Raw genomic sequence first — 20,811 nt, forward strand, 5'->3', positions numbered from 1 at the left:
AGGTTTGGTTCTCTCGTCTTCCGCCGGGTTCATGGAACAAATTCGTATCCGTGGGGCGCGCACCCACAACCTGAAGAACGTCAATCTCGACCTTCCGCGGCACAAGCTGATCGTGATCACCGGCCTCTCCGGCTCGGGCAAATCGTCGCTCGCGTTCGACACGCTGTACGCCGAAGGGCAGCGGCGCTACGTCGAAAGCCTGTCGGCGTACGCGCGCCAGTTCCTGCAGTTGATGGAGAAGCCCGACGTCGACCTGATCGAGGGCCTGTCGCCCGCGATCTCGATCGAGCAGAAGGCGACGTCGCACAATCCGCGCTCGACGGTCGGCACCGTCACCGAAATCCACGACTACCTGCGGCTTTTGTACGCACGCGTCGGTACGCCGTACTGTCCGGACCACGAAATTCCGCTCGAGGCGCAAAGCGTGTCGCAGATGGTCGACGCGGCGCTCGCGCTGCCCGAGGAAACCAGGCTGATGATCCTCGCGCCCGTCGTCGCGAACCGCAAGGGCGAGCACGCGGAGCTGTTCGACGAGATGCAGGCGCAGGGCTTCGTGCGCTTTCGCGTGCGCTCGGGCGGCGGCGCGGCGAACGAAGGCGTCGCGAAGATCTACGAAGTCGATTCGCTGCCGAAGCTCAAGAAGAACGACAAGCACACGATCGACGTCGTCGTCGATCGCCTGAAGGTGCGCCCGGACATGAAACAGCGGCTCGCCGAATCGTTCGAGACCGCGCTGCGGCTCGCCGACGGCCGCGCGATCGCGCTCGAGATGGATACGGACCACGAGCACCTGTTCAGCTCGAAGTTCGCGTGCCCGGTGTGCTCGTACTCGCTGCAGGAGCTCGAGCCGCGCCTCTTCTCGTTCAACAACCCGATGGGCGCGTGCCCGGAATGCGACGGCCTCGGCCAGATCACGTTCTTCGATCCGAAGCGGGTCGTCGCGCATCCGTCGCTGTCGCTCGCCGCGGGCGCGGTGAAGGGCTGGGACCGCCGCAACCAGTTCTACTTCCAGATGCTGCAAAGCCTCGCGGCGTTCTACGATTTCGACATCGACACCGCGTTCGAGGACCTGCCCGAGAAGATCAGGAAGATCCTGCTGTACGGCTCCGGCAAGCAGACGATCCCGTTCTCGTACATCAACGAGCGCGGCCGCACGACGATCCGCGAGCACGTGTTCGAGGGGATCATCCCGAACCTCGAGCGCCGCTACCGCGAGACCGATTCGGCCGCCGTGCGCGAGGAGCTCGCGAAGTACCAGAACAACCAGCCGTGCCCGTCGTGCGACGGCACGCGCCTGCGCCGCGAGGCGCGCTTCGTGCGCGTCGGCCAGGGCGACTACGCGCGCGCGATCTACGAAGTGAGCAGTTGGCCGCTGCGCGACGCGCTCGGCTACTTCGACGGCTTGACGCTCGACGGCGCGAAGCGCGAGATCGCCGACAAGGTGATCAAGGAAATCGTCGCGCGGCTCACGTTCCTGAACAACGTCGGCCTCGATTACCTGTCGCTCGAGCGCAGCGCCGAGACGCTGTCGGGCGGCGAGGCGCAGCGCATCCGGCTCGCGTCGCAGATCGGCTCGGGCCTGACGGGCGTGATGTACGTGCTCGACGAGCCGTCGATCGGCCTGCACCAGCGCGACAACGATCGCCTGATCGCGACGCTCAAGCACCTGCGCGACCTCGGCAACTCGGTGATCGTCGTCGAGCACGACGAGGACATGATCCGCACGGCCGACTACGTCGTCGACATGGGCCCCGGCGCGGGCGAGCACGGCGGCAAGGTCGTCGCCGAAGGCACGCCGAAGCAGGTCCAGGCGAACGGCGATTCGCTCACGGGCCAGTATCTCGTCGGCAAGCGCACGATCGAATATCCGGACGAGCGGATCGCGCCCGATGCGCAGCGGATGCTGCGCATCACCGACGCGCACGGCAACAACCTGAAGAACGTCGATCTCGATCTGCCGGTCGGCCTGTTGACCTGCATCACCGGCGTGTCGGGCTCCGGCAAGTCGACGCTCATCAACGACACGCTGTACAACGCGGTCGCGCGCCACCTGTACGGCTCGGCGACGGAACCCGCGCCGCACGAGTCGGTCGAGGGCCTCGAGCACTTCGACAAGGTGATCAACGTCGATCAATCGCCGATCGGCCGCACGCCGCGCTCGAACCCGGCCACCTACACGGGCCTGTTCACGCCGATCCGCGAGCTGTTCGCGGGCGTGCCCGCGTCGAAGGAGCGCGGCTACGATCCGGGCCGCTTCTCGTTCAACGTGAAGGGCGGCCGCTGCGAGTCGTGCCAGGGCGACGGCGTGCTGAAGGTCGAGATGCACTTCCTGCCGGACGTCTACGTGCCGTGCGACGTGTGCCACGGCAAGCGCTACAACCGCGAGACGCTCGAAGTGCAGTACAAGGGCAAGAACATCAGCGAAGTGCTCGACATGACGGTCGAGCACGCGCACGAGTTCTTCAACGCGGTGCCCGTCGTCGCGCGCAAGCTGAAGACGCTGCTCGACGTCGGCCTCGGCTACATCCGGCTCGGCCAGTCGGCGACGACTCTGTCGGGCGGCGAGGCGCAGCGCGTGAAGCTGTCGCTGGAGCTCTCCAAGCGCGACACGGGCCGCACGCTCTACATTCTCGACGAGCCGACGACCGGCCTGCACTTCCACGACATCGCGCTCCTGCTCGAGGTGATCCACCGGCTGCGCGACCAGGGCAACACGGTCGTGATCATCGAGCACAACCTCGACGTGATCAAGACGGCCGACTGGGTGATCGACCTCGGGCCGGAAGGCGGCGCGGGCGGCGGCCGGATCATCGCGCAGGGCACGCCCGAGCAGGTCGCGAAAACGAAGGCGAGCTTCACGGGCAAGTACCTCGCGCCGCTCCTCAAGCGCCAGAAGTAAGCGGGATGCGGCCGTCCGGGCGAACGCCGGCGGCCGCTCCGGGCGCGCGACGCCAAATTCCTCCTTACAAGATCCTAATATTCAGGTCGATAATCGTTGCTATACTCGCGGCGATACAAGGTTACGCCCGCTTGCGGCCACAAGCGCGCCGAGTAGCCTCCGAATACAGGGATAGTCATGGAGAAGCAATCTGAGCCGACGCGCGAGCCGCAAACGCGGGAACCGCACTTGCGCAGCGTCCGGCTGACGAGCGATTTCAGCCTGCCGAAGCTTTCGGCAATCGAGATCGGCAGCTACCTCCTCGCCCTCCTCGGCCTGTGGCTCGTCCTGCACCTGAAGCTGCTCGGCGGCCTCCTCGCCGGCCTCCTCGTCTATCAGCTCGTCCACATGATCGCGCCCGCGATCGAGCGCCACATGTCGAGCCAGCGCGCGCGCTGGCTCGCGGTCGTGCTGCTGTCCGCCGCGATCGTCGGCGGCCTCGCGGGCCTCACGATCGCGGTCATCGAGCACTTCGAGCACGCGGTGCCGAACGCGCAGAACCTGCTCGGCCAGGTGATGCAGATCGTCGACCAGGCGCGCACCCGCACGCCCGAGTGGATATCGAACCTGCTGCCCGTCGACGCCGAGCAGATGCGCGCGAAGGCGACGGGCCTGATGAGCAAGCACATGGATCAGTTGCAGCAAGGCGGCAAGAGCGTCGCGCGCGGCTTCGGGCACGTGCTGTTCGGGATGATCATCGGCGCGATGATCGCGATCGGCGTCGATCGCCACAAGCTGCGCCAGCCGCTGTCGACCGCGCTCGTCACGCGGATCTCGCGCTTCTCCGACGCGTTCCGCCGGATCGTGTTCGCGCAGATCAAGATCTCGGCGCTCAACGCGTTCTTCACCGCGCTCTACCTGCTCGTCGCGCTGCCGCTCTTCCATCAGCGGCTGCCGCTGTCGAAGACGCTCGTGCTCGTCACGTTCATCGCGGGCCTGTTGCCCGTCGTCGGCAATCTGATCTCGAACACGCTGATCGTCGCGGTGTCGCTGTCGGTCAGCATGGGCACCGCGATCGCGTCGCTCGTGTTCCTCATCGTGATCCACAAGCTCGAATACTTCCTGAACGCGAAGATCATCGGCGGCCAGATCGAATCGCGCGCGTGGGAGCTGCTGCTCGCGATGCTCGTGATGGAGGCCGCGTTCGGCGTGCCCGGCGTGATCGCCGCGCCGATTTTCTACGCATACGTGAAGCGCGAGCTGATCTACCTGCGGCTCATCTGAGGCGCGGCGCGCGCCGCGCGGCCTCGCTCAGCGAAACACCACCGTCTTCGTGCCGTTCAGCACGATTCGGTGCTCGACGTGCCACTTGACCGCGCGCGCGAGCGTCACGCACTCGACGTCGCGGCCGACTGCCGTCAGTTCGTCCGGCGTCATGCTGTGATCGACGCGCTCGACTTCCTGCTCGATGATCGGGCCTTCGTCGAGATCGGTCGTCACGTAGTGCGCGGTCGCGCCGATCAGCTTCACGCCGCGATCGAACGCCTGGTAGTACGGCTTCGCGCCCTTGAAGCTCGGCAGGAACGAGTGATGGATGTTGATCGCGCGCCCCGCGAGCCGCTCGCACATGTTCGGCGACAGGATCTGCATGTAGCGCGCGAGCACGACGAGATCGGCGGCGTGCTCGTCGATCACCTCGAGCACGCGCGCCTCCTGCGCGGCCTTCGCGTCGGCCGACGCGCCCGCGGCGAGCGGGAAGTGATGGAACGGGATGTCGTAGCTCGCGGCGAGCTGGTAGAAGTCCTTGTGATTCGACACGATCGCCGGAATCTCGATCGGCAACTGGCCCGTGCGGTAGCGGAACAGCAGGTCGTTCAGGCAATGGCCGATCTTCGACACGAGGATCACGACGCGCGGCTTCACCGATGCGTCGTGCAGCTCCCAGCGCATCGCGAACTGCTCGGCGAGCGGCGCGAACTCGGCGCGCAGGCCATCGAGCGCCGCCGCGGCATCCGCGCCGCCCGCCTGCCCCGCATGCACGCGCATGAAGAATTCGCCAGTGCGGCTATCGCCGAACTGCGCCGAATCGAGGATGTTGCTGCCGCGTTCGAGCAAAAAGCCCGAGACCGCGTGAACGATGCCGCGCCGGTCCGGGCACGACAGTTTCAGGATAAAGCTGTGATCGGTCGACATGACCGCTACTCCCTTCTCAAATCTTCTGAACAATGCGATGCGCGCGCGCCGCGCTCAGCCGGGCGGCGGCGGCGCGAACAGCGCGTCGATTCCGTGCGCGTCGTCGGGCGAAAGCGCGCGGTGGCGCAACAGGCTGTCGAGCATCGCGAGACTCGCGTCGACGGTGGCTTCGCCCGCGCGCAGCCACGCGACGATCTCGCCCACGCCGGCGAGCAGGTGCTCGGCGACTTCGCCGTCCTGATTGCGGGGCGCGAAATCGCGCGGCAGCGGCAGGTCGTAGACAAAGATCTGCTCGGCCTGCGTGCCTTCCGGCAGCGAGCACAGCACGTACGCGACGCGGCCGGGAATCGCGCGCGCGGCGAGCTCGGCCGGAATGCCCGCTTCTTCCCAGCATTCCTTCGCGATCGTGTCCTCGATGCCGAGCCCCCAGCCGATGCCGCCCGCCACGACGTTGTCGAGCATGCCCGGATCGGTCGCCTTCGTCGCGCTGCGGCGGCCAAGCCACATCGCAAGCGGCGCCGAAGGCGCATATTCTACGACGCCGTTCAGATGCACCGCGTACGTCATCGTACCGAAGAAGCGCGACGCGGCCCGCTCGATGTAAGCGAGCGGCGGATCGTCGAAGCGGTTGCGGATCGCGTAGATCTCGTCGCGCCAGCCGACGATCGCGCCTTCGGCCGCGAGCGCGCCGATCGGGCTCGCGAGCGCCATGCTGCGCGCGTCGACGCTGTCGTAGCGCGCGGCGAGCTCGACGCGCCCCGCCGGAAACTCGAACACGTCGGGCCAGCGCGCGAGGCGCGCGACGTCGCCGCGGCGCAGCCAGCCCACCTGCCGGCCCGCGATCCAGAACGGCACGTGCGCGGCAGGATCGAAGCGGCGCGCGGCGGCAATGCACGGAAACGTCATCGCGCCGCTCCTCAGTCCTTCAGCGCGACGCGCAGGCCGAGCGCGACGAACGTCGCGCCCGCGAGCCGGTCGAGCCACACGCCAACCCGCGGCCGGCGCTTGAGCCACACGCCGATCGCGCCCGCGCCGACGCCGAACACCGAGAACACGACGGCCGTCTGCGCCATGAAGAGCGCGCCCAGCTCCAGCATCTGCAGCGCGACGGGCTGCGCGCCGCGCGGATCGACGAACTGCGGCAGGAACACGACGAAGAACAGCGTCACCTTCGGATTGAGCAGATTGCCGATCACGCTCTGGCGGAAGATCGTCGACAGCGGTTGCGGCGCGCGCTCGTGCGCGGTCGCGAGGCCCTTGCTGCGCAGCGCCTTGAGGCCGATCCAGATCAGATACGCGCCGCCCGCGAGCTTGAGCAGGTGAAACGCGACGGGCGACGAGCGCAGCAGCGCGGCGACGCCGAACGCGGCGAGCGTCGTATGGAACAGCACGCCCGACGCGAAGCCGAGCGCCGCGACGATGCCGGCCGCGCGGCCCTGCGAGATGCCGCGCGCGAGCACCTGCAGGTTGTCGGGGCCGGGCGCGACGGTGATCGCGATCGACGTCGCGAGGAACAGCATGAAGTTCGGCATCGTGAGCTCGCTTGAATCGGTGGATGAGTGGGCCGCGTTCGGGCGAGCGCGGGATGGAACCGCGGCCGGGCATCCGGCGCGCGGTGGCGCGCCGCGCTCAATGTCCGGCGAATCCGGTGACCGTGTAGAGCGACAGGCCGGCCCCGCGCAGCAGCGCCGAGCCGCCGAGATCCGGCAGGTCGACGATCGCCGCGCCCTCGACGACCACGGCGCCGAGCCGCTCGAGCAGGTTCTTGCCCGCCATCATCGTGCCGCCCGTCGCGATCAGGTCGTCGACGATCACGACACGGTCGCCCGGCTGGCACGCGTCTTCATGGATCTCGACGGTCGCGGCGCCGTATTCGAGCGCGTACGATTCGCGCTGCGTCCGGTACGGCAGCTTGCCGACCTTGCGGATCGGCACGAAGCCGACGGACAGCTCGTACGCGACGATCGGCGCAATGATGAAGCCGCGCGCGTCGAGGCCCGCGACGTAGTCGAGCTTCGCGTCGACATAGCGCTCGACAAACAGATCGACGAGCACGCGCAGCGCCTTCGCGCTTTGCAAGAGCGGCGTGATGTCGCGGAACATCACGCCCGGCTGCGGCCAGTTCGGCACCGTGCGGATGCGGCTGTGAATGAACTCGACGGGATCGAGCTGCGCGTCCGACGACGTGGACATCATGGAACTCTCCGAAAAAAACGGCGCCGGAATCTCGCGCCGTTCGTCGATCGCTCGACAACTCAACAATCAGCGGCCGCGCGGCGTCACGCCACCACGGTCGATCCGCCTTCGCGCCGATGGCGCGACAGCCGCTCCTCGGCCTCCGCGAGCGCCTCGGGCAGCCCGCGCAGCACGACGATGTCGCTCGCGCGCAGCTTCGTCTCGGGGTCGGGTTCGACGCCGCGAATCCCGTGCCGGCGGATCGCCGTCACCTCGAGGCCGAGCGCGAAAAGCCCCAGCTCGGCGAGCGAGCGGCCGACCGCGTCCGAACGCGCGTCGACGGGCACCGATTGTAGCCGCACCTGCTCGTGGTCGTCGTCGTCCGCGTCGTCGGCGCCGCGGAAGTAGCCGCGCAGCAGGCTGTAGCGCGCGTCGCGCATCTCCTCGACGCGCCGCACGACGCGCCGCATCGGCACGCCCATCAGCACGAGCGTGTGCGACGCGAGCATCAGGCTGCCTTCGACGATCTCCGGAATCACCTCGGTCGCGCCCGCGGCGAGCAGCCTCTCGAGATCGGCGTCGTCGACCGTGCGCACGATCGCGGGCAACGTCGGCTCGAGCTCGTGCACGTTGTGCAGCACGCGCAGCGCGGACGGCGTGTTCGCATACGTGACGGCCACGGCCGCCGCGCGATGGATGCCCGCCGCGAGCAGCGACTCGCGGCGCGCGGCGTCGCCGAACACGACCGATTCGCCCGCCGCGGCCGCCGCCGTCACGCGGTCCGGATCGAGGTCGAGCGCGACGTACGCGATCCCCTCCTGCTCGAGCATCCGCGCGAGATTCTGCCCGGCGCGGCCGTAGCCGCAGACGATCACATGGCCCTTCTGCTTGATGCTCTGCGTCGCGATCCGCGTCATCTGCAGCGATTGCTGCATCCATTCGGCGGCGGACAGCCGCATCACGATCCGGTCCGCGTTCTGGATCAGGAACGGCGCGGCGAGCATCGACAGCAGCATCGACGCGAGGATCGACTGCAACAGCGTCGCGTCGACGAGATGCCGGTCGAGAATCAGGTTCAGCAGCACGAAGCCGAATTCGCCCGCCTGCGCGAGCCCGAGCCCCGTGCGCATCGCGACGCCGGGCGTCGCGCCGAACGCGCGCGCGAGCGCCGTGATCATCACGCTCTTGAGCAGCACCTGGCCGGCGAAGAACGCGAGCACGAGAAACGGATGCCGCCAGATCACGCTCGGATCGAGCAGCATGCCGGTCGTCACGAAGAACAGGCCGAGCAGCACGTCGCGGAACGGCTTGATGTCCTCCTCCACCTGATGCCGGTAGGGCGTCTCGGAGATCAGCATCCCCGCGATGAACGCGCCGAGCGCGAGCGACAGGCCGAAGCGGTCGGTGATGAACGCGGCGCCGAGCGTGACGAGCAGCAGGTTCAGCACGAACAGCTCCTGCGAGCGCCGCCGCGCGACGACGTTCAGCCACCGCGTCATGAAGCGCTGGCCGACGATCAGCAACAGCGCGAGCGCGACGACGATCTTCACGGCCGCGAGCCCGAGCGACATCGCGAGATCCCTGGACGATTCGCCGCCGAACGCGGCGATCACGATGAGCAGCGGCACGACGGCGAGATCCTGGAACAGCAGCACGCCGAAGATGTTGCGGCCGTGCTCGGTCTCGATCTCGAGCCGCTCGGCGAGCATCTTCGAGACGATCGCCGTCGACGACATCGCGAGCGCGCCGCCGAGCGCGACGCTGCCTTCCCACGTGATATGCATCCAGCGCTCGAAGAGCGCGCCCAGCGCGAGCGCGATCGCGATCGTGCCGAGCACCTGCGCGAGCCCGAGCCCGAATACGAGCCGGCGCATCGCGCGCAGCTTCGACAGGGAGAACTCGAGGCCGATCGAGAACATCAGGAACACGACGCCGAACTCGGCGAGATGCTCGGCGCGCTCGAGGTCGGCCGCGAAGCCGAGCGCATGCGGGCCGACCACGATGCCGACCGTCAGATAGCCGAGCATCGGCGGCAGGTTCAGCGAACGGAACACGACGACGCCCGCCACCGAGGCAAGCAGCAGCAGAAGCGTCATTTCGAGCGGGGAAATCACGGGCAAAGCGTCCTCGTTCGTCGACGGCGCCGCGAAACGGACGCCGGGTTGGGCCGGGAGACTACTCGAAAAGGTGGGCGCAAGGGGCCCGGCGCGGCGAACAAACGCCTTTGCTATACTCCGCGCATGATAGCGAAAATCAATGATGATCGGGCGCTCGCGCTCGCCCGCGACGTGCTCGACATCGAGGCGAACGCCGTGCGCGCGCTCGCCGGCCAGCTCGACGGCGAATTCGTCGCCGCGGTCGGGCTGCTTCTGAATTGCCGCGGACGCGTCGTCGTGTCCGGCATCGGCAAATCGGGGCACATCGCCCGCAAGATCGCAGCGACGCTCGCGAGCACCGGCACCCCCGCGTTTTTCGTCCATCCGGCCGAAGCCAGCCACGGCGACCTCGGCATGGTCACGAAGGACGACGTGTTCATCGCGATCTCGAACTCCGGCGAATCGGAGGAGCTCGTCGCGATCCTGCCGCTCATCAAGCGGCTCGGCGCGAAGCTGATCGCAATGACGGGCCGCCCGGCATCGAGCCTCGCGACGCTCTCGGACGTCCATCTGAACGCGGGCGTCGCGAAGGAAGCCTGCCCGCTGAACCTCGCGCCGACGGCCAGCACGACGGCCGCGCTCGCGCTCGGCGACGCGCTCGCCGTCGCGGTGCTCGACGCGCGCGGCTTCGGCTCCGACGATTTCGCGCGCTCGCACCCCGGCGGCGCGCTCGGCCGGCGCCTGCTCACGTACGTGCGCGACGTGATGCGCACGGGCGACGAAGTGCCCGCCGTGCCGCTTGGCGCGACGCTCTCCGACGCCCTCTTCCAGATCACCGCGAAGCGCATGGGCATGACGGCCGTCGTCGACGACGCGGGCCGCGTGGCCGGCATCTTCACCGACGGCGACCTGCGCCGCGTGCTCGAGCGCGACGGCGATTTCCGCCGGCTGCCGATCATCGACGTGATGACGCACGATCCGCGCACGATCGCGCCGGATCACCTCGCCGTCGAGGCGGTGGAACTGATGGAGCGCCACCGGATCAACCAGATGCTCGTCGTCGACGAGCACGGCGCGCTGATCGGCGCGCTCAACATGCACGATCTGTTCTCGAAGAAGGTGATTTGATGTCCGCGCCCCCTGCCACGGCGGCCGAACGCGCGAGCCGCGTGAAGCTGATGATTTTCGACGTCGACGGCGTGCTGACCGACGGCGGCCTCCATTTCACCGCAGCGGGCGACACGACGAAGTCGTTCAACACGCTCGACGGCCACGGCGTGAAGCTCCTCGGCGAAGCGGGCATCGCGACCGCGATCATCACCGGCCGCCGCTCGGAAGCCGTCGCCGCGCGCGCGCGGGAAATGCGCATCGCGCACCTGCATCAGGGCGTCGAGAACAAGCTCGCCGTGTTCGGCGAGCTGCTGCGCACGCTCGGCCTCGAGCCCGCCGAGTGCGGCTACATGGGCGACGACTGGCCCGACCTCGCGGTGATGCTGCGTTGCGGCTTCGCGGCCGCGCCGGCGAACGCGCATCCGGACGTGATCGCGCGCGCGCACTGGGTCGCCGAGGCCCGCGGCGGCCACGGCGCGGTGCGCGAAGCGTGCGACGCGATCCTGCGCGCGCAGCGCCGCTACGACGCGCTGCTCGCCGCCGCCTGCGGAGCCTGAGCGGATGGACGGCAAATTCCGGCTGACCTCGCTGATCCCGCTCGTCGCGATGGCGGCGCTCGCGGGCGGCACGTACTGGCTGCTGCAGGCCACGCTGCCGCCGCCCGGCGAGGCGCTCGTGCGGCCGAAGTCGCACACGCCCGACTATTTCGCGAACAATTTCTCCGTCACCGAGCTCGACCAGACGGGCTCGACCCAGTACCGGCTGACGGCGGCGGGCCTCGTCCATTACGAAGACGACGAGACGAGCGAGCTCGCGCAGCCGGCGCTGCGCGCGTTCCAGCCCGGCAAGCCGACCGTGACCGCCACCGCGAAGCGCGGCGCCGTCAACGGCGACGTGTCGATCGTCGATTTGTATGACGATGCGCGAATCCTGCGCGCGGCGGGCGCGGGCGACCCGCCGATGCAGGCGGATTCCCAGCATTTCCGGGTGTTGGTCAACGACGATGTGATCGAGACCGAAAAGCCGGTTAAACTTCAGCGCGGCCTGTCGATCGCGAACGCCGCCGCCGGGATGAAGTACAACAACGTCACCCGGGTCATCGAACTTTACGGCAACGTGCGCGGCACGATCGCCGCTTCCGACACGTCCGGCGGCGCTGCTGGCCAACCCAAGTAACTCACCACGCGGGACTGCATGAACGAATCGTTCCCTTGTTTATTTCCGAGCGGCGCACGCCGCGCCGCGCGCGCGTTGGTCGCGGCGGCGCTCGTCGCGGCGCCGCTCGCGGGCGTCGCGCCCGCAGCCCACGCCGAGAAGGCCGACCGCGACAAGCCGATCAACGTCGAAGCGGACAACCTCACCTATGACGACCTGAAGCAGGTCACGGTCGCCACCGGCAACGTCGTCATCACGAAGGGCACGATCCTGATCAAGGGCGATCGCGTCGAGGTGCGCCAGGACCCGCAGGGTTACCAGTACGCAACGGCGACGGCCTCCGGCAAGAAACACGCGTCGTTCCGCCAGAAGCGCGAGGGCCTCGACGAGTACATCGACGGCGACGCCGAGCGCATCGACTACGACGGCAAGCAGGATCTGACCACGCTCACGACGAACGCGACCGTGCGCCGCCTGCAGGGCCAGTCGACCGTCGCCGACACGGTCCACGGCAGCGTGATCACGTACGACGGCCAGCGCGACTTCTACACGGCGCGCGGCGGCAAGGACGTCGCCGGTCCGGGCAACCCGGGCGGCCGCGTGCGCGCGATGCTGACGCCGAAGAACGGCGGCCCCGCGCCGCTGTCAGGCGGCCCCGCGCGGCTCGCGCCGTCGAACGACGTCCAGGGAGCGCCGAACCCGTGAACGCCCTCCCCAATCGCCAACCGGCCGGCACGTCGAGCTCGCTCGTCGTGCGCAACCTGAAGAAACGCTACGGCTCGCGCACCGTCGTCAAGGACGTGTCGCTCGACGTGAAGAGCGGCGAAGTGGTCGGCCTGCTCGGTCCGAACGGCGCCGGCAAGACGACGTCGTTCTACATGATCGTCGGCCTCGTGCCGCTCGACGCGGGCGACATCTCGCTGAACGGCAGCCCGATCAGCCTGATGCCGATCCACAAGCGCGCGTCGCTCGGCCTGTCGTACCTGCCGCAGGAAGCGTCGGTGTTCCGCAAGCTGACCGTCGAGCAGAACGTGCGCGCGGTGCTCGAGCTGCAGCACGACGACAACGGCAAGCGGCTGTCGAAGGACGAGATCGGCGCGCGCACGGAAGCGCTCCTCGAAGAGCTGCAGATCGCGCACCTGCGCGAGAATCCGGCGCTGTCGCTGTCGGGCGGCGAGCGCCGCCGCGTCGAGATCGCGCGCGCGCTCGCGAGCAACCCGAGCTTCATCCTGCTCGACGAGCCGTTCGCGGGCGTCGACCCGATCGCGGTGCTCGAAATCCAGAAGATCGTGAAGTTCCTGAAGCAGCGCAACATCGGCGTGCTGATCACCGATCACAACGTGCGCGAGACGCTCGGCATCTGCGATCACGCGTACATCATCAGCGACGGCTCGGTGCTCGCGTCCGGCGCGCCGAAGGAAATCATCGAAAACGAAAGCGTGCGGCGCGTCTACCTCGGCGAGCACTTCCGCATGTAGGCGGCGCGGGACACGATCCCGCGGCCGCCCGCTCCCCGGCGCGATCCGCGCCGCCTCACCGCACGCCCGGCTCGCGCCGCGCGCGCTCGCCCCGCGCGCCGAGCGTCATCCCGAATGCCTCAACGCGCCGCCCTCGTGGCAAACTTCCGGTACGACTCCCTTTTTGCCATGAAAGCCAGTCTCCAACTTCGCCTGTCGCAGCATCTCGCGCTCACGCCCCAGCTTCAGCAGTCGATCCGGCTGCTGCAGTTGTCGACGCTCGAACTGCAGCAGGAAGTCGCGACGGCGATCGCGCAGAACCCGCTGCTCGAAAGCGACGACGACTGGATCGCGAGCCCGTTGCGCGTCGCGGCCGACGGCTCGGTGATCGCGCAGACGCCCGCGCCGTCCGCGCCCGAGCCGATGGCGGGCGCGTCGAACGGCACGACTGCGACGAATGAGCGCACCGAGCGCGACGAAGCCGCCGGCGTCGACGAATACGACAGCTATTCGGCCGACAGCGGCGACGCGAACCAGTGGAACCTCGACGATTTCGGCCGCTCGCCCGCCGCGTCCGACGACGACGATCTGCCGCCGATGCAGATCCACGAAACGTCGACGTCGCTGCGCGATCATCTGATGGCGCAGTTGCGCGTCACGCAGGCGAGCCCGCGCGATCGCGCGCTCGTCACGTTCCTGATCGAATCGCTCGACGACGACGGCTATCTGACCGCGTCGCTCGAGGAAGTGCTCGCCGATCTGCCCGAGGAGCTCGAAGTCGACGTCGACGAACTGAATGCGGCGCTCGCGCTCGTGCACAGCTTCGATCCCGCGGGCGTCGGCGCGCGCTCCGCATCCGAATGCCTGAAGCTGCAACTGCTGCGCCTGGATCCGTCCCCGACGCGCACGCTCGCCCTCGATATCGTGTCGCAGCATCTCGAGCTGCTCGCCGCGCGCGATTTCACGCGCCTGCGCAAGCAACTGAAGGCGACCGACGACGAGCTGCGCGACGCGCACGCGCTGATCCGCTCGCTCGAGCCGTTCCCCGGCGCGGCATACGGCAAGGCCGAAGCCGATTACGTGGTGCCCGACATCATCGTGAAGAAGACCGGCCAGAACTGGCAGGCGGAACTCAATCCGGAAGTGGTGCCGAAGCTGCGGATCAACCATCTTTACGCGAACATCCTGCGCAACAGCCGGGGCGATCCGAGCACGGGATCGCTGAAGCAGCAGCTTCAGGAAGCGCGCTGGCTGATCAAGAATATTCAGCAGCGATTCGAGACGATCCTGCGCGTCGCGCAGGCGATTGTCGAACGTCAGAAGAATTTCTTTGCGCACGGCGAAATCGCGATGCGCCCCTTGGTTTTGCGGGAAATAGCTGATACGCTGGGCCTACACGAATCGACTGTCTCCCGTGTGACAACCGGCAAGTACATGCTGACCCCGTTCGGCACGCTTGAATTTAAGTACTTCTTCGGATCGCACGTATCGACAGACACCGGAGGCGCCGCGTCGTCGACAGCGATCCGCGCCCTCATCAAACAACTGATAGGAGCCGAAGACCCCAAATCCCCTCTTTCGGACAGTCGCATAGCCGAGCTGCTAGCGGAACAAGGGTTCGTGGTCGCGCGCCGCACGGTTGCCAAATATCGCGAAGCCCTCAAGATCCCGGCGGTGAATCTGCGCAAGTCTCTGTAGCCCGTCGCCACACGGCGGGCGTTTTCCGGCCGCCGCATCGTCGACGGCAAAGCCGGCCGACCGATGCTTGCTCACCACGAGCGTCGGCAACAGAATCGGCAGGCATGCCGCCTCTATGCGGAAGGTGGTCATTAGCTTGGAGAAGCACTATGAACCTGAAGATCAGTGGACACCATCTCGAAGTCACGCCTGCTATCCGCGAATACGTGATCACCAAGCTCGACAGGGTGCTACGCCATAGCGATCAGGTCATCGATGGCGCAGTGATCCTCACGGTCGACAACCACAAAGAGAAGGACAAGCGGCAAAAGGCGGAAATCACGCTGCATCTGAAGGGCAAGGATATCTTCGTCGAAAGTGCGAACGGCGATTTGTACGCGGCGATCGATCTGCTGATCGACAAGCTCGACCGCCAGGTCGTCAAGCACATGGAGCGTCTGCAGACGCACACGCACGAGCCGATCAAGCACCAGCAGGCTGCCGAACAGATCGAGCTGCCGCCGCAATGATCGCGGCGCGACAGCGCCAGCCGAACCGCCCGCCTCGACGGGCGGTTTTTTATTGTGCAAACCGCTGCGGCGCGACGCGGATGCGCCGCGCCCCGAGCGATTCCCGACGTTTTGCGCGGTGCGCGGCGCCGTCTGCAGTGCTCTATAATGTCTCGGTTATTATCGGGGGCGATGAGCCGGTTCGCCGCGCTTCACAGGTCTCCGTCGCCTAACGCCGTCCTTTTTGACCGACATGGAAAATCAGTCCGCCGCGAGGAGACCCCAGGCCGCCCCTACGCCTGCCAACATGAATCGCCTAGCCAAAATCCTGCCTCTGGAGAACGTCGTCATCGATCTCTCCGTCACCAGCAAGAAACGCGTCTTCGAACAAGCCGGCCTGATCTTCGAGAATCAGAACGGCATCGCCCGCAGCACCGTCACCGACAATCTGTTCGCGCGCGAGCGTCTCGGTTCGACGGGCCTCGGCGAGGGCGTCGCCATTCCGCATGGCCGGATCAAGGGGCTCAAGCACCCGCTCGCCGCTTTCGTGCGGCTCGCCGAGCCGATCCCGTTCGAAGCGCCGGACGGCCAGCCCGTGTCGCTGCTGATCTTCCTGCTCGTGCCCGAGCAGGCGACGCAGGCGCACCTCGAAATCCTTTCCGAAATCGCCCAGTTGCTGTCCGACCGCGACACGCGCGAGCGTCTGCATACCGAACCGGACCGCGACGAGTTGCATCGACTCCTGACTCAGTGGCAACCTTAGGCTGATCGGGGCGGTTCGTTCCCCATTGCGTCGCGGCCCGCGCCGCCGAGCCGCCCGCCGCCGGACCGGCGCCGCAACCGTCGTTGCAGCGCCAGGGCGCCGGCTCCTTGGAGTGACGGACTCATGGATACGTCCAGCATCAACGCCCAGAGCATCTTCGACGACAACGCAGCCATGCTGAAGCTCAGTTGGCTGACGGGGCATGAAGGCTGGGAACGCGGCTTTTCCGCCGACACGGTGGCGAACGCGACGTCGAGCGCCGATCTCGTCGGCCACCTGAACCTGATCCACCCGAACCGGATCCAGGTGCTCGGCGAGGCCGAGATCGACTACTACCAGCGCCAGACCGACGAAGACCGCTCGCGCCACATGGCCGAGCTGATCGCGCTCGAGCCGCCGTTTCTCGTCGTCGCGGGCGGCGCCGCCGCGCCGCCCGAGCTCGTCCTGCGCTGCACTCGCTCGTCGACGCCGCTCTTCACGACGCCGATGTCGGCCGCCGCGGTGATCGACAGCCTGCGCCTGTACATGTCGCGCATCCTCGCGCCGCGCGCGACGCTGCACGGCGTGTTCCTCGACATCCTCGGGATGGGCGTGCTGCTGACGGGCGATTCGGGCCTCGGCAAGAGCGAGCTCGGCCTCGAGCTGATCAGCCGCGGCCACGGGCTCGTCGCCGACGACGCGGTCGACTTCGTTCGACTTGGCCCCGATTTCGTCGAAGGGCGCTGCCCGCCGCTGTTGCAGAACCTGCTCGAAGTGCGCGGCCTGGGCCTTCTCGACATCAAGACGATCTTCGGCGAAACCGCGGTGCGCCGGAAGATGAAGCTCAAGCTGATCGTCCAGCTCGTGCGCCGGCCCGACGGCGAGTTCCAGCGGCTGCCGCTCGAAAGCCAGACCGTCGACGTGCTCGGCCTGCCGATCAGCAAGGTGACGATCCAGGTCGCGGCGGGCCGCAACCTCGCGGTGCTCGTCGAGGCGGCGGTGCGCAACACGATCCTGCAACTGCGCGGCATCGACACGCTGCGCGATTTCATGGATCGCCAGCGCCTCGCGATGCAGGACCCGGACAGCCAGTTCCCCGGCAAGCTCGTGTAACCCGCGCCGGCCTCGCGCCCGCCACGCTCGCGCAACGAGCCGGTGCTATGATGAAACGACAGGATTTCCTCTTTCCATGCGCATTGTCCTCATCACCGGCATCTCCGGCTCAGGCAAGTCCGTCGCGCTGAACGCGCTCGAGGACGCGGGCTACTATTGCGTCGACAACCTGCCGCCGCACGTGCTGCCCGAGCTCGCCCGCTACCTCGCGAACGAAGGCCAGAACCGGCTCGCCGTCGCGATCGACGCGCGCTCGAGCGCGTCGCTCGACGAAATGCCGGGCCTCATCCGCGCGCTGTCGCGCGAGCACGACGTGCGCGTGCTGTTCCTGAACGCGAGCACGCAGGCGCTGATCCAGCGCTTCTCCGAGACGCGCCGCCGCCATCCGCTGTCGGGCTCGCCGTCGCACGACGCGGACGTCGGCCTTCTCGTGTCGCTCGAAGAGGCGATCGAGCGCGAGCGCGACCTCGTCGCGCCGCTCGCCGAATTCGGCCATCAGATCGACACGAGCAATCTGCGCGCGAACGTGCTGCGCACGTGGGTCAAGCGCTTCATCGAGCAGAAGAACGACGATCTCGTGCTGATGTTCGAATCGTTCGGCTTCAAGCGCGGCGTGCCGCTCGACGCCGATTTCATGTTCGACGTGCGCGCGCTGCCGAACCCGTATTACGACCACGAGCTGCGCCCGCTCACCGGGGTCGACCAGCCGGTCGTCGCGTTTCTCGACGCGCTGCCCGTCGTCCATCAGATGCTCGACGACATCGAGTCGTTTCTCGTCAAGTGGCTGCCGCATTTCCGCGAGGACAACCGCAGCTACCTGACGGTCGCGATCGGCTGCACGGGCGGCCAGCATCGGTCGGTGTTTCTCGCGGAGACGCTCGCCGCGCGTCTGTCGCGGCAGGCCAACGTGATCGTGCGGCATCGTGACGCGCCCGTCGCCGTGGACGCGTCGTCGCGGCTCGTGACCTAGCGCCGCTCACTTTTCCCGGGCCCGCCATGTCCTCTCTGTCGACCACGCTCATCGATTTGCCGCTCTTCCCGCTGCATACGGTGTTGTTCCCGGGCGGGCTGCTGCCACTGAAAGTCTTCGAGGCGCGTTATCTGGACATGGCGCGCGCATGCCTGCGCGACGACGCGCCGTTCGGCGTGTGCCTGCTGAAGAGCGGCCCGGAAGTCGCTCAGGAAGGCGAAGTATCGGTGCCCGAAACGATCGGCTGCATGGCGCGGATCATCGAATGCGATACCGGCGAATTCGGCATGCTGTTGCTGCGCACGATCGGCACGCAGCGCTTCGAGCTGCTGTCGCACCGGGTCGAGGCGAACGGCCTGCTCGTCGGCATCGCGGAGCCGATGCAGGACGACATCCCGCTCGAAGGCGACGACGCGCTCGCGCAGTTCGGCGCGTGCGCGGAGGCGCTCGACCGGATCGTCGAAGTGCTGCGCAAATCCGAAGCCGAGCTGCCGTTCGCGGAGCCGTTTCGGTTCGACGACCCTACGTGGGTGTCGAACCGGCTCGCCGAAGTGCTGCCGCTCGATCTGCGCGCGCGGCAGAAGCTGATGGAATTCCCCGATGTCGGCGCGCGCATCGATGCGGTTCATCGGGAGTTGAATCGTCACGGGTGGTTGTAGGCGCGCCGCGCCGGAAACGGCGGCGCCATTCGCTTCCACTTCGGCCCCCGCGCGGCCACCCCGCCTGCCGCAGTTGCAGCGCCTACAGCAACGACCCGCTCAACCCGTCGAGCAATTTGCGCACGGGCGCGGGCACGCCGTACGCGTCGAGCTTGTGGAGCGCGACCCATGCGGTCTCGTCGTCGGCCGCTTGCAACGCGCCGCCCGCTGCGCCGTCGAGCTCGGCGAGCCGCGGCTCGATCTCGAGCTTGAAATGCGTGAACGTATGCGTGAACGGCGCGAGCGGCACGAGCGCCGCGCCGCCGAATTCGCGCGCGCGCCGCGCGAGCGCCGCGTCGCCGTCCGCTTCGGGCAGGCTCCATAAGCCGCCCCAGATGCCCGCGGGCGGGCGCCGCTGCAACAGCACCGCGTCGCCGTCGCGCAGCACGAGCATCCACGTGCGGCGCGTCGGCACCGCCTTCTTCGGGCGCGCGGCGGGCAGCTCGCGCTGCCGGCCGCTGCGATCGGCAACGCAATCGCCCGCGAACGGGCAGCGCGCGCAATCGGGCTTGCCGCGCACGCAAAGCGTTGCGCCGAGATCCATCAGGCCCTGCGTGTACGCCGTGACGTCGGCCTGTTCGGCCACATCCGGCAAGAGCGCCTCGGCGAGCGCCCACATCTCGTTCTCGACGCGCTTGTCGCCCGGAAAGCCTTCGACGCCGAACACGCGCGCGAGCACCCGCTTCACGTTGCCGTCGAGGATCGTCGCGCGCGCGCCGAACGCGAACGACGCGATCGCCGCGGCCGTCGAGCGGCCGATGCCCGGCAGCTCGGCGAGCGCTTCGGGCGAGCCCGGGAACGCGCCGCCGTGCAGCTCGACGACCGCCTGCGCGCAGCGGTGCAGATTGCGCGCGCGCGAGTAGTAGCCGAGCCCGGCCCAAAGCGCCATCACGTCGTCGATCGGCGCGGCCGCGAGCGCGGCGACGTCCGGATAACGCTCGAGAAAGCGCACGTAGTACGGCACGACGGTCGACACCTGCGTCTGCTGCAACATGATCTCCGACAGCCAGATCCGGTACGGATCGCGGGTGTTCTGCCACGGCAGGCCGTGGCGGCCGTGCTTGCGCTGCCAGGCGATCAGCGTCGGCGCGAAGGCCGCGTGAAGCGGCGTGATGATGGGCGGCGCGGGAGGAATGCGGGGCGGTTTCAAGTTCTTAACGCTGACAATTCGGACAGAAATAGGTGGATCGCTGCCCCTGGACGATCTGGCGGATCGCCGCGCCGCAGACGCGGCACGGCTCGCCCGCGCGATCGTAGACGAAGCAGTCGAGCTGGAAATAGCCGCTCTCGCCGTTGCTGCCGACGAAGTCGCGCAGCGTGCTGCCGCCGCGCTCGATCGCGGCGGCGAGCGTCGCGCGCACCGCGTCGGCGAGCCGCTCGTAGCGCGGCAGCGATACGCGCCCCGCCGCCGTGGTCGGCCGGATGCCGGCGCGAAAGAGGCTTTCGGACGCATAGATGTTGCCGACGCCGACGACGATGTCGCCCGCGAGCAGCGCCTGCTTGACGGACACCGTGCGCCCGCGCGTGCGCTTGAAGAGGAGCGCGCCCGAGAACGCGGCCGAGAACGGCTCGACGCCGAGGCTCGCGAGGAGCGGATGCGCGTGCACGTCGCCCGCGTCGCGCGGATGCCAGAGCACCGCGCCGAAGCGGCGCGGATCGCGAAAGCGCAGCACGAACTCGTCGAAGATCCAGTCGACGTGATCGTGCTTCGCCGGCGCGGGCGGCGGCGCGTCGTTCGGCAGCACGCGCAGCGTGCCCGTCATGCCGAGATGGACGATGAACCATCCGGCGTCGACTTCGAACAGCAGGTACTTGCCGCGCCGCTCGACGCGCAGCACCTCGCGCAACCTGAGCAGCTCGGCGAAGCCGGCGGGCACGGGCCAGCGCAGCATGGCGGTGCGCACGTCGACGCGCTGCACGCGCCGCCCGGCGACGAACGGCTCGATGCCTCGGCGCGTAACCTCGACTTCCGGCAACTCTGGCATGTTTTACGGGTCTCTATCTGGCTGATGGCGATGGTGCGCGTATTGTAGCGAGC

General features: G+C 68.0%; 20 protein-coding genes. 13 read left to right on the plus strand and 7 right to left on the minus strand.

Going from position 1 to position 20,811, the window contains the following annotated elements; all coding sequences use genetic code 11:
* Window positions 1–31: 31 nt before the first annotated feature.
* Together uvrA and AQ610_RS16065 are read left to right on the plus strand one after the other, a co-directional pair.
* Window positions 32–2,899: an excinuclease ABC subunit UvrA gene (gene uvrA, locus AQ610_RS16060; RefSeq protein ID WP_006024508.1), complete on the plus strand. Its 2,868-nt coding sequence runs from the start codon at window positions 32–34 to the stop codon at window positions 2,897–2,899.
* Window positions 2,900–3,076: 177 nt separating this feature from the next.
* On the plus strand, window positions 3,077–4,162 hold the full coding sequence (locus AQ610_RS16065) for an AI-2E family transporter (RefSeq protein ID WP_009911190.1): 1,086 nt from the start codon (window positions 3,077–3,079) through the stop codon (window positions 4,160–4,162).
* Between the two features lie 27 nt (window positions 4,163–4,189).
* Here AQ610_RS16065 and purU read toward each other — a convergent pair whose 3' ends face one another.
* The 5 genes from purU to AQ610_RS16090 form a co-directional block, all read right to left on the minus strand.
* Window positions 4,190–5,071, minus strand: coding sequence for a formyltetrahydrofolate deformylase (purU, locus tag AQ610_RS16070; protein ID WP_006024505.1), 882 nt, complete (start codon window positions 5,069–5,071; stop codon window positions 4,190–4,192).
* 54 nt (window positions 5,072–5,125) lie between these two features.
* Complete coding sequence (locus tag AQ610_RS16075) at window positions 5,126–5,977, minus strand: NUDIX hydrolase (protein WP_006024504.1); 852 nt, start codon at window positions 5,975–5,977, stop codon at window positions 5,126–5,128.
* Window positions 5,978–5,988: 11 nt separating this feature from the next.
* Window positions 5,989–6,603, minus strand: a complete 615-nt coding sequence (locus tag AQ610_RS16080) for a LysE family translocator (RefSeq protein WP_006024503.1) — start codon at window positions 6,601–6,603, stop codon at window positions 5,989–5,991.
* 97 nt (window positions 6,604–6,700) lie between these two features.
* Window positions 6,701–7,267 (minus strand): adenine phosphoribosyltransferase, encoded by a 567-nt coding sequence (locus tag AQ610_RS16085; RefSeq protein WP_009911189.1) that lies wholly within the window; start codon window positions 7,265–7,267, stop codon window positions 6,701–6,703.
* A gap of 83 nt (window positions 7,268–7,350) precedes the next feature.
* Window positions 7,351–9,360, minus strand: a complete 2,010-nt coding sequence (locus AQ610_RS16090) for a monovalent cation:proton antiporter family protein (RefSeq protein WP_006024500.1) — start codon at window positions 9,358–9,360, stop codon at window positions 7,351–7,353.
* A 126-nt stretch (window positions 9,361–9,486) separates the two neighbouring features.
* Here AQ610_RS16090 and kdsD point away from each other — a divergent pair, with 126 nt between their 5' ends.
* From kdsD to AQ610_RS16145, 11 genes are all read left to right on the plus strand, one after another.
* Window positions 9,487–10,470: an arabinose 5-phosphate isomerase KdsD gene (gene kdsD, locus AQ610_RS16095; protein ID WP_006024499.1), complete on the plus strand. Its 984-nt coding sequence runs from the start codon at window positions 9,487–9,489 to the stop codon at window positions 10,468–10,470.
* A complete protein-coding gene (locus AQ610_RS16100; protein WP_009911188.1) occupies window positions 10,470–11,009 on the plus strand; it encodes a KdsC family phosphatase in 540 nt (179 codons plus the stop codon). The genes kdsD and AQ610_RS16100 overlap by 1 nt, the downstream gene beginning before the upstream one ends.
* A gap of 4 nt (window positions 11,010–11,013) precedes the next feature.
* Entirely contained in the window at window positions 11,014–11,628 is a 615-nt protein-coding gene (gene lptC / locus AQ610_RS16105; RefSeq protein ID WP_006024497.1) for an LPS export ABC transporter periplasmic protein LptC, read from the plus strand.
* An 18-nt stretch (window positions 11,629–11,646) separates the two neighbouring features.
* Window positions 11,647–12,312: a lipopolysaccharide transport periplasmic protein LptA gene (gene lptA, locus AQ610_RS16110; RefSeq protein WP_006024496.1), complete on the plus strand. Its 666-nt coding sequence runs from the start codon at window positions 11,647–11,649 to the stop codon at window positions 12,310–12,312.
* The gene (lptB, locus tag AQ610_RS16115) at window positions 12,309–13,085 is read left to right on the plus strand and encodes an LPS export ABC transporter ATP-binding protein (RefSeq protein WP_006024495.1); all 777 of its coding nucleotides are present in this window, start codon (window positions 12,309–12,311) and stop codon (window positions 13,083–13,085) included. Before lptA ends, lptB begins: the two co-directional genes overlap by 4 nt.
* A 168-nt stretch (window positions 13,086–13,253) precedes the next feature.
* The gene (locus tag AQ610_RS16120; protein WP_006024494.1) at window positions 13,254–14,762 is read left to right on the plus strand and encodes an RNA polymerase factor sigma-54; all 1,509 of its coding nucleotides are present in this window, start codon (window positions 13,254–13,256) and stop codon (window positions 14,760–14,762) included.
* A gap of 149 nt (window positions 14,763–14,911) precedes the next feature.
* On the plus strand, window positions 14,912–15,271 hold the full coding sequence (gene hpf / locus AQ610_RS16125) for a ribosome hibernation-promoting factor, HPF/YfiA family (protein WP_006024493.1): 360 nt from the start codon (window positions 14,912–14,914) through the stop codon (window positions 15,269–15,271).
* Window positions 15,272–15,503: 232 nt separating this feature from the next.
* Window positions 15,504–16,013, plus strand: coding sequence for a PTS IIA-like nitrogen regulatory protein PtsN (gene ptsN / locus AQ610_RS16130; RefSeq protein ID WP_004534308.1), 510 nt, complete (start codon window positions 15,504–15,506; stop codon window positions 16,011–16,013).
* Window positions 16,014–16,136: 123 nt separating this feature from the next.
* Window positions 16,137–17,105, plus strand: coding sequence for an HPr(Ser) kinase/phosphatase (hprK, locus tag AQ610_RS16135; protein ID WP_004195225.1), 969 nt, complete (start codon window positions 16,137–16,139; stop codon window positions 17,103–17,105).
* Between the two features lie 76 nt (window positions 17,106–17,181).
* Window positions 17,182–18,075, plus strand: coding sequence for an RNase adapter RapZ (gene rapZ, locus AQ610_RS16140; RefSeq protein ID WP_006024491.1), 894 nt, complete (start codon window positions 17,182–17,184; stop codon window positions 18,073–18,075).
* 26 nt (window positions 18,076–18,101) lie between these two features.
* Window positions 18,102–18,734, plus strand: a complete 633-nt coding sequence (locus tag AQ610_RS16145) for an LON peptidase substrate-binding domain-containing protein (RefSeq protein WP_009911186.1) — start codon at window positions 18,102–18,104, stop codon at window positions 18,732–18,734.
* Window positions 18,735–18,816: 82 nt separating this feature from the next.
* On the opposite strand, the gene mutY is transcribed toward AQ610_RS16145, so the two are convergent.
* Together mutY and mutM are read right to left on the minus strand one after the other, a co-directional pair.
* Window positions 18,817–19,923 (minus strand): A/G-specific adenine glycosylase, encoded by a 1,107-nt coding sequence (gene mutY, locus AQ610_RS16150; RefSeq protein WP_006024489.1) that lies wholly within the window; start codon window positions 19,921–19,923, stop codon window positions 18,817–18,819.
* A 4-nt stretch (window positions 19,924–19,927) separates the two neighbouring features.
* The gene (mutM, locus tag AQ610_RS16155; protein WP_009911185.1) at window positions 19,928–20,758 is read right to left on the minus strand and encodes a bifunctional DNA-formamidopyrimidine glycosylase/DNA-(apurinic or apyrimidinic site) lyase; all 831 of its coding nucleotides are present in this window, start codon (window positions 20,756–20,758) and stop codon (window positions 19,928–19,930) included.
* Between the last annotated feature and the right edge of the window lie 53 nt (window positions 20,759–20,811).

This window comes from Burkholderia humptydooensis, assembly GCF_001513745.1.
In the GTDB taxonomy this organism is placed as follows: domain Bacteria; phylum Pseudomonadota; class Gammaproteobacteria; order Burkholderiales; family Burkholderiaceae; genus Burkholderia; species Burkholderia humptydooensis.

Coding starts and splice junctions, on each gene's coding strand:
- uvrA (WP_006024508.1), top strand. CDS start 32: ATGGAACAAATTCGTATCCGTGGGGCGCGCACCCACAACCTGAAGAAC.
- kdsD (WP_006024499.1), top strand. CDS start 9,487: ATGATAGCGAAAATCAATGATGATCGGGCGCTCGCGCTCGCCCGCGAC.
- lptC (WP_006024497.1), top strand. CDS start 11,014: ATGGACGGCAAATTCCGGCTGACCTCGCTGATCCCGCTCGTCGCGATG.
- AQ610_RS16100 (WP_009911188.1), top strand. CDS start 10,470: ATGTCCGCGCCCCCTGCCACGGCGGCCGAACGCGCGAGCCGCGTGAAG.
- hpf (WP_006024493.1), top strand. CDS start 14,912: ATGAACCTGAAGATCAGTGGACACCATCTCGAAGTCACGCCTGCTATC.
- AQ610_RS16065 (WP_009911190.1), top strand. CDS start 3,077: ATGGAGAAGCAATCTGAGCCGACGCGCGAGCCGCAAACGCGGGAACCG.
- AQ610_RS16080 (WP_006024503.1), bottom strand. CDS start 6,603: ATGCCGAACTTCATGCTGTTCCTCGCGACGTCGATCGCGATCACCGTC.
- lptA (WP_006024496.1), top strand. CDS start 11,647: ATGAACGAATCGTTCCCTTGTTTATTTCCGAGCGGCGCACGCCGCGCC.
- AQ610_RS16075 (WP_006024504.1), bottom strand. CDS start 5,977: ATGACGTTTCCGTGCATTGCCGCCGCGCGCCGCTTCGATCCTGCCGCG.
- AQ610_RS16085 (WP_009911189.1), bottom strand. CDS start 7,267: ATGATGTCCACGTCGTCGGACGCGCAGCTCGATCCCGTCGAGTTCATT.
- AQ610_RS16145 (WP_009911186.1), top strand. CDS start 18,102: ATGTCCTCTCTGTCGACCACGCTCATCGATTTGCCGCTCTTCCCGCTG.
- hprK (WP_004195225.1), top strand. CDS start 16,137: ATGGATACGTCCAGCATCAACGCCCAGAGCATCTTCGACGACAACGCA.
- mutM (WP_009911185.1), bottom strand. CDS start 20,758: ATGCCAGAGTTGCCGGAAGTCGAGGTTACGCGCCGAGGCATCGAGCCG.
- AQ610_RS16120 (WP_006024494.1), top strand. CDS start 13,254: ATGAAAGCCAGTCTCCAACTTCGCCTGTCGCAGCATCTCGCGCTCACG.
- ptsN (WP_004534308.1), top strand. CDS start 15,504: ATGGAAAATCAGTCCGCCGCGAGGAGACCCCAGGCCGCCCCTACGCCT.
- purU (WP_006024505.1), bottom strand. CDS start 5,071: ATGTCGACCGATCACAGCTTTATCCTGAAACTGTCGTGCCCGGACCGG.
- rapZ (WP_006024491.1), top strand. CDS start 17,182: ATGCGCATTGTCCTCATCACCGGCATCTCCGGCTCAGGCAAGTCCGTC.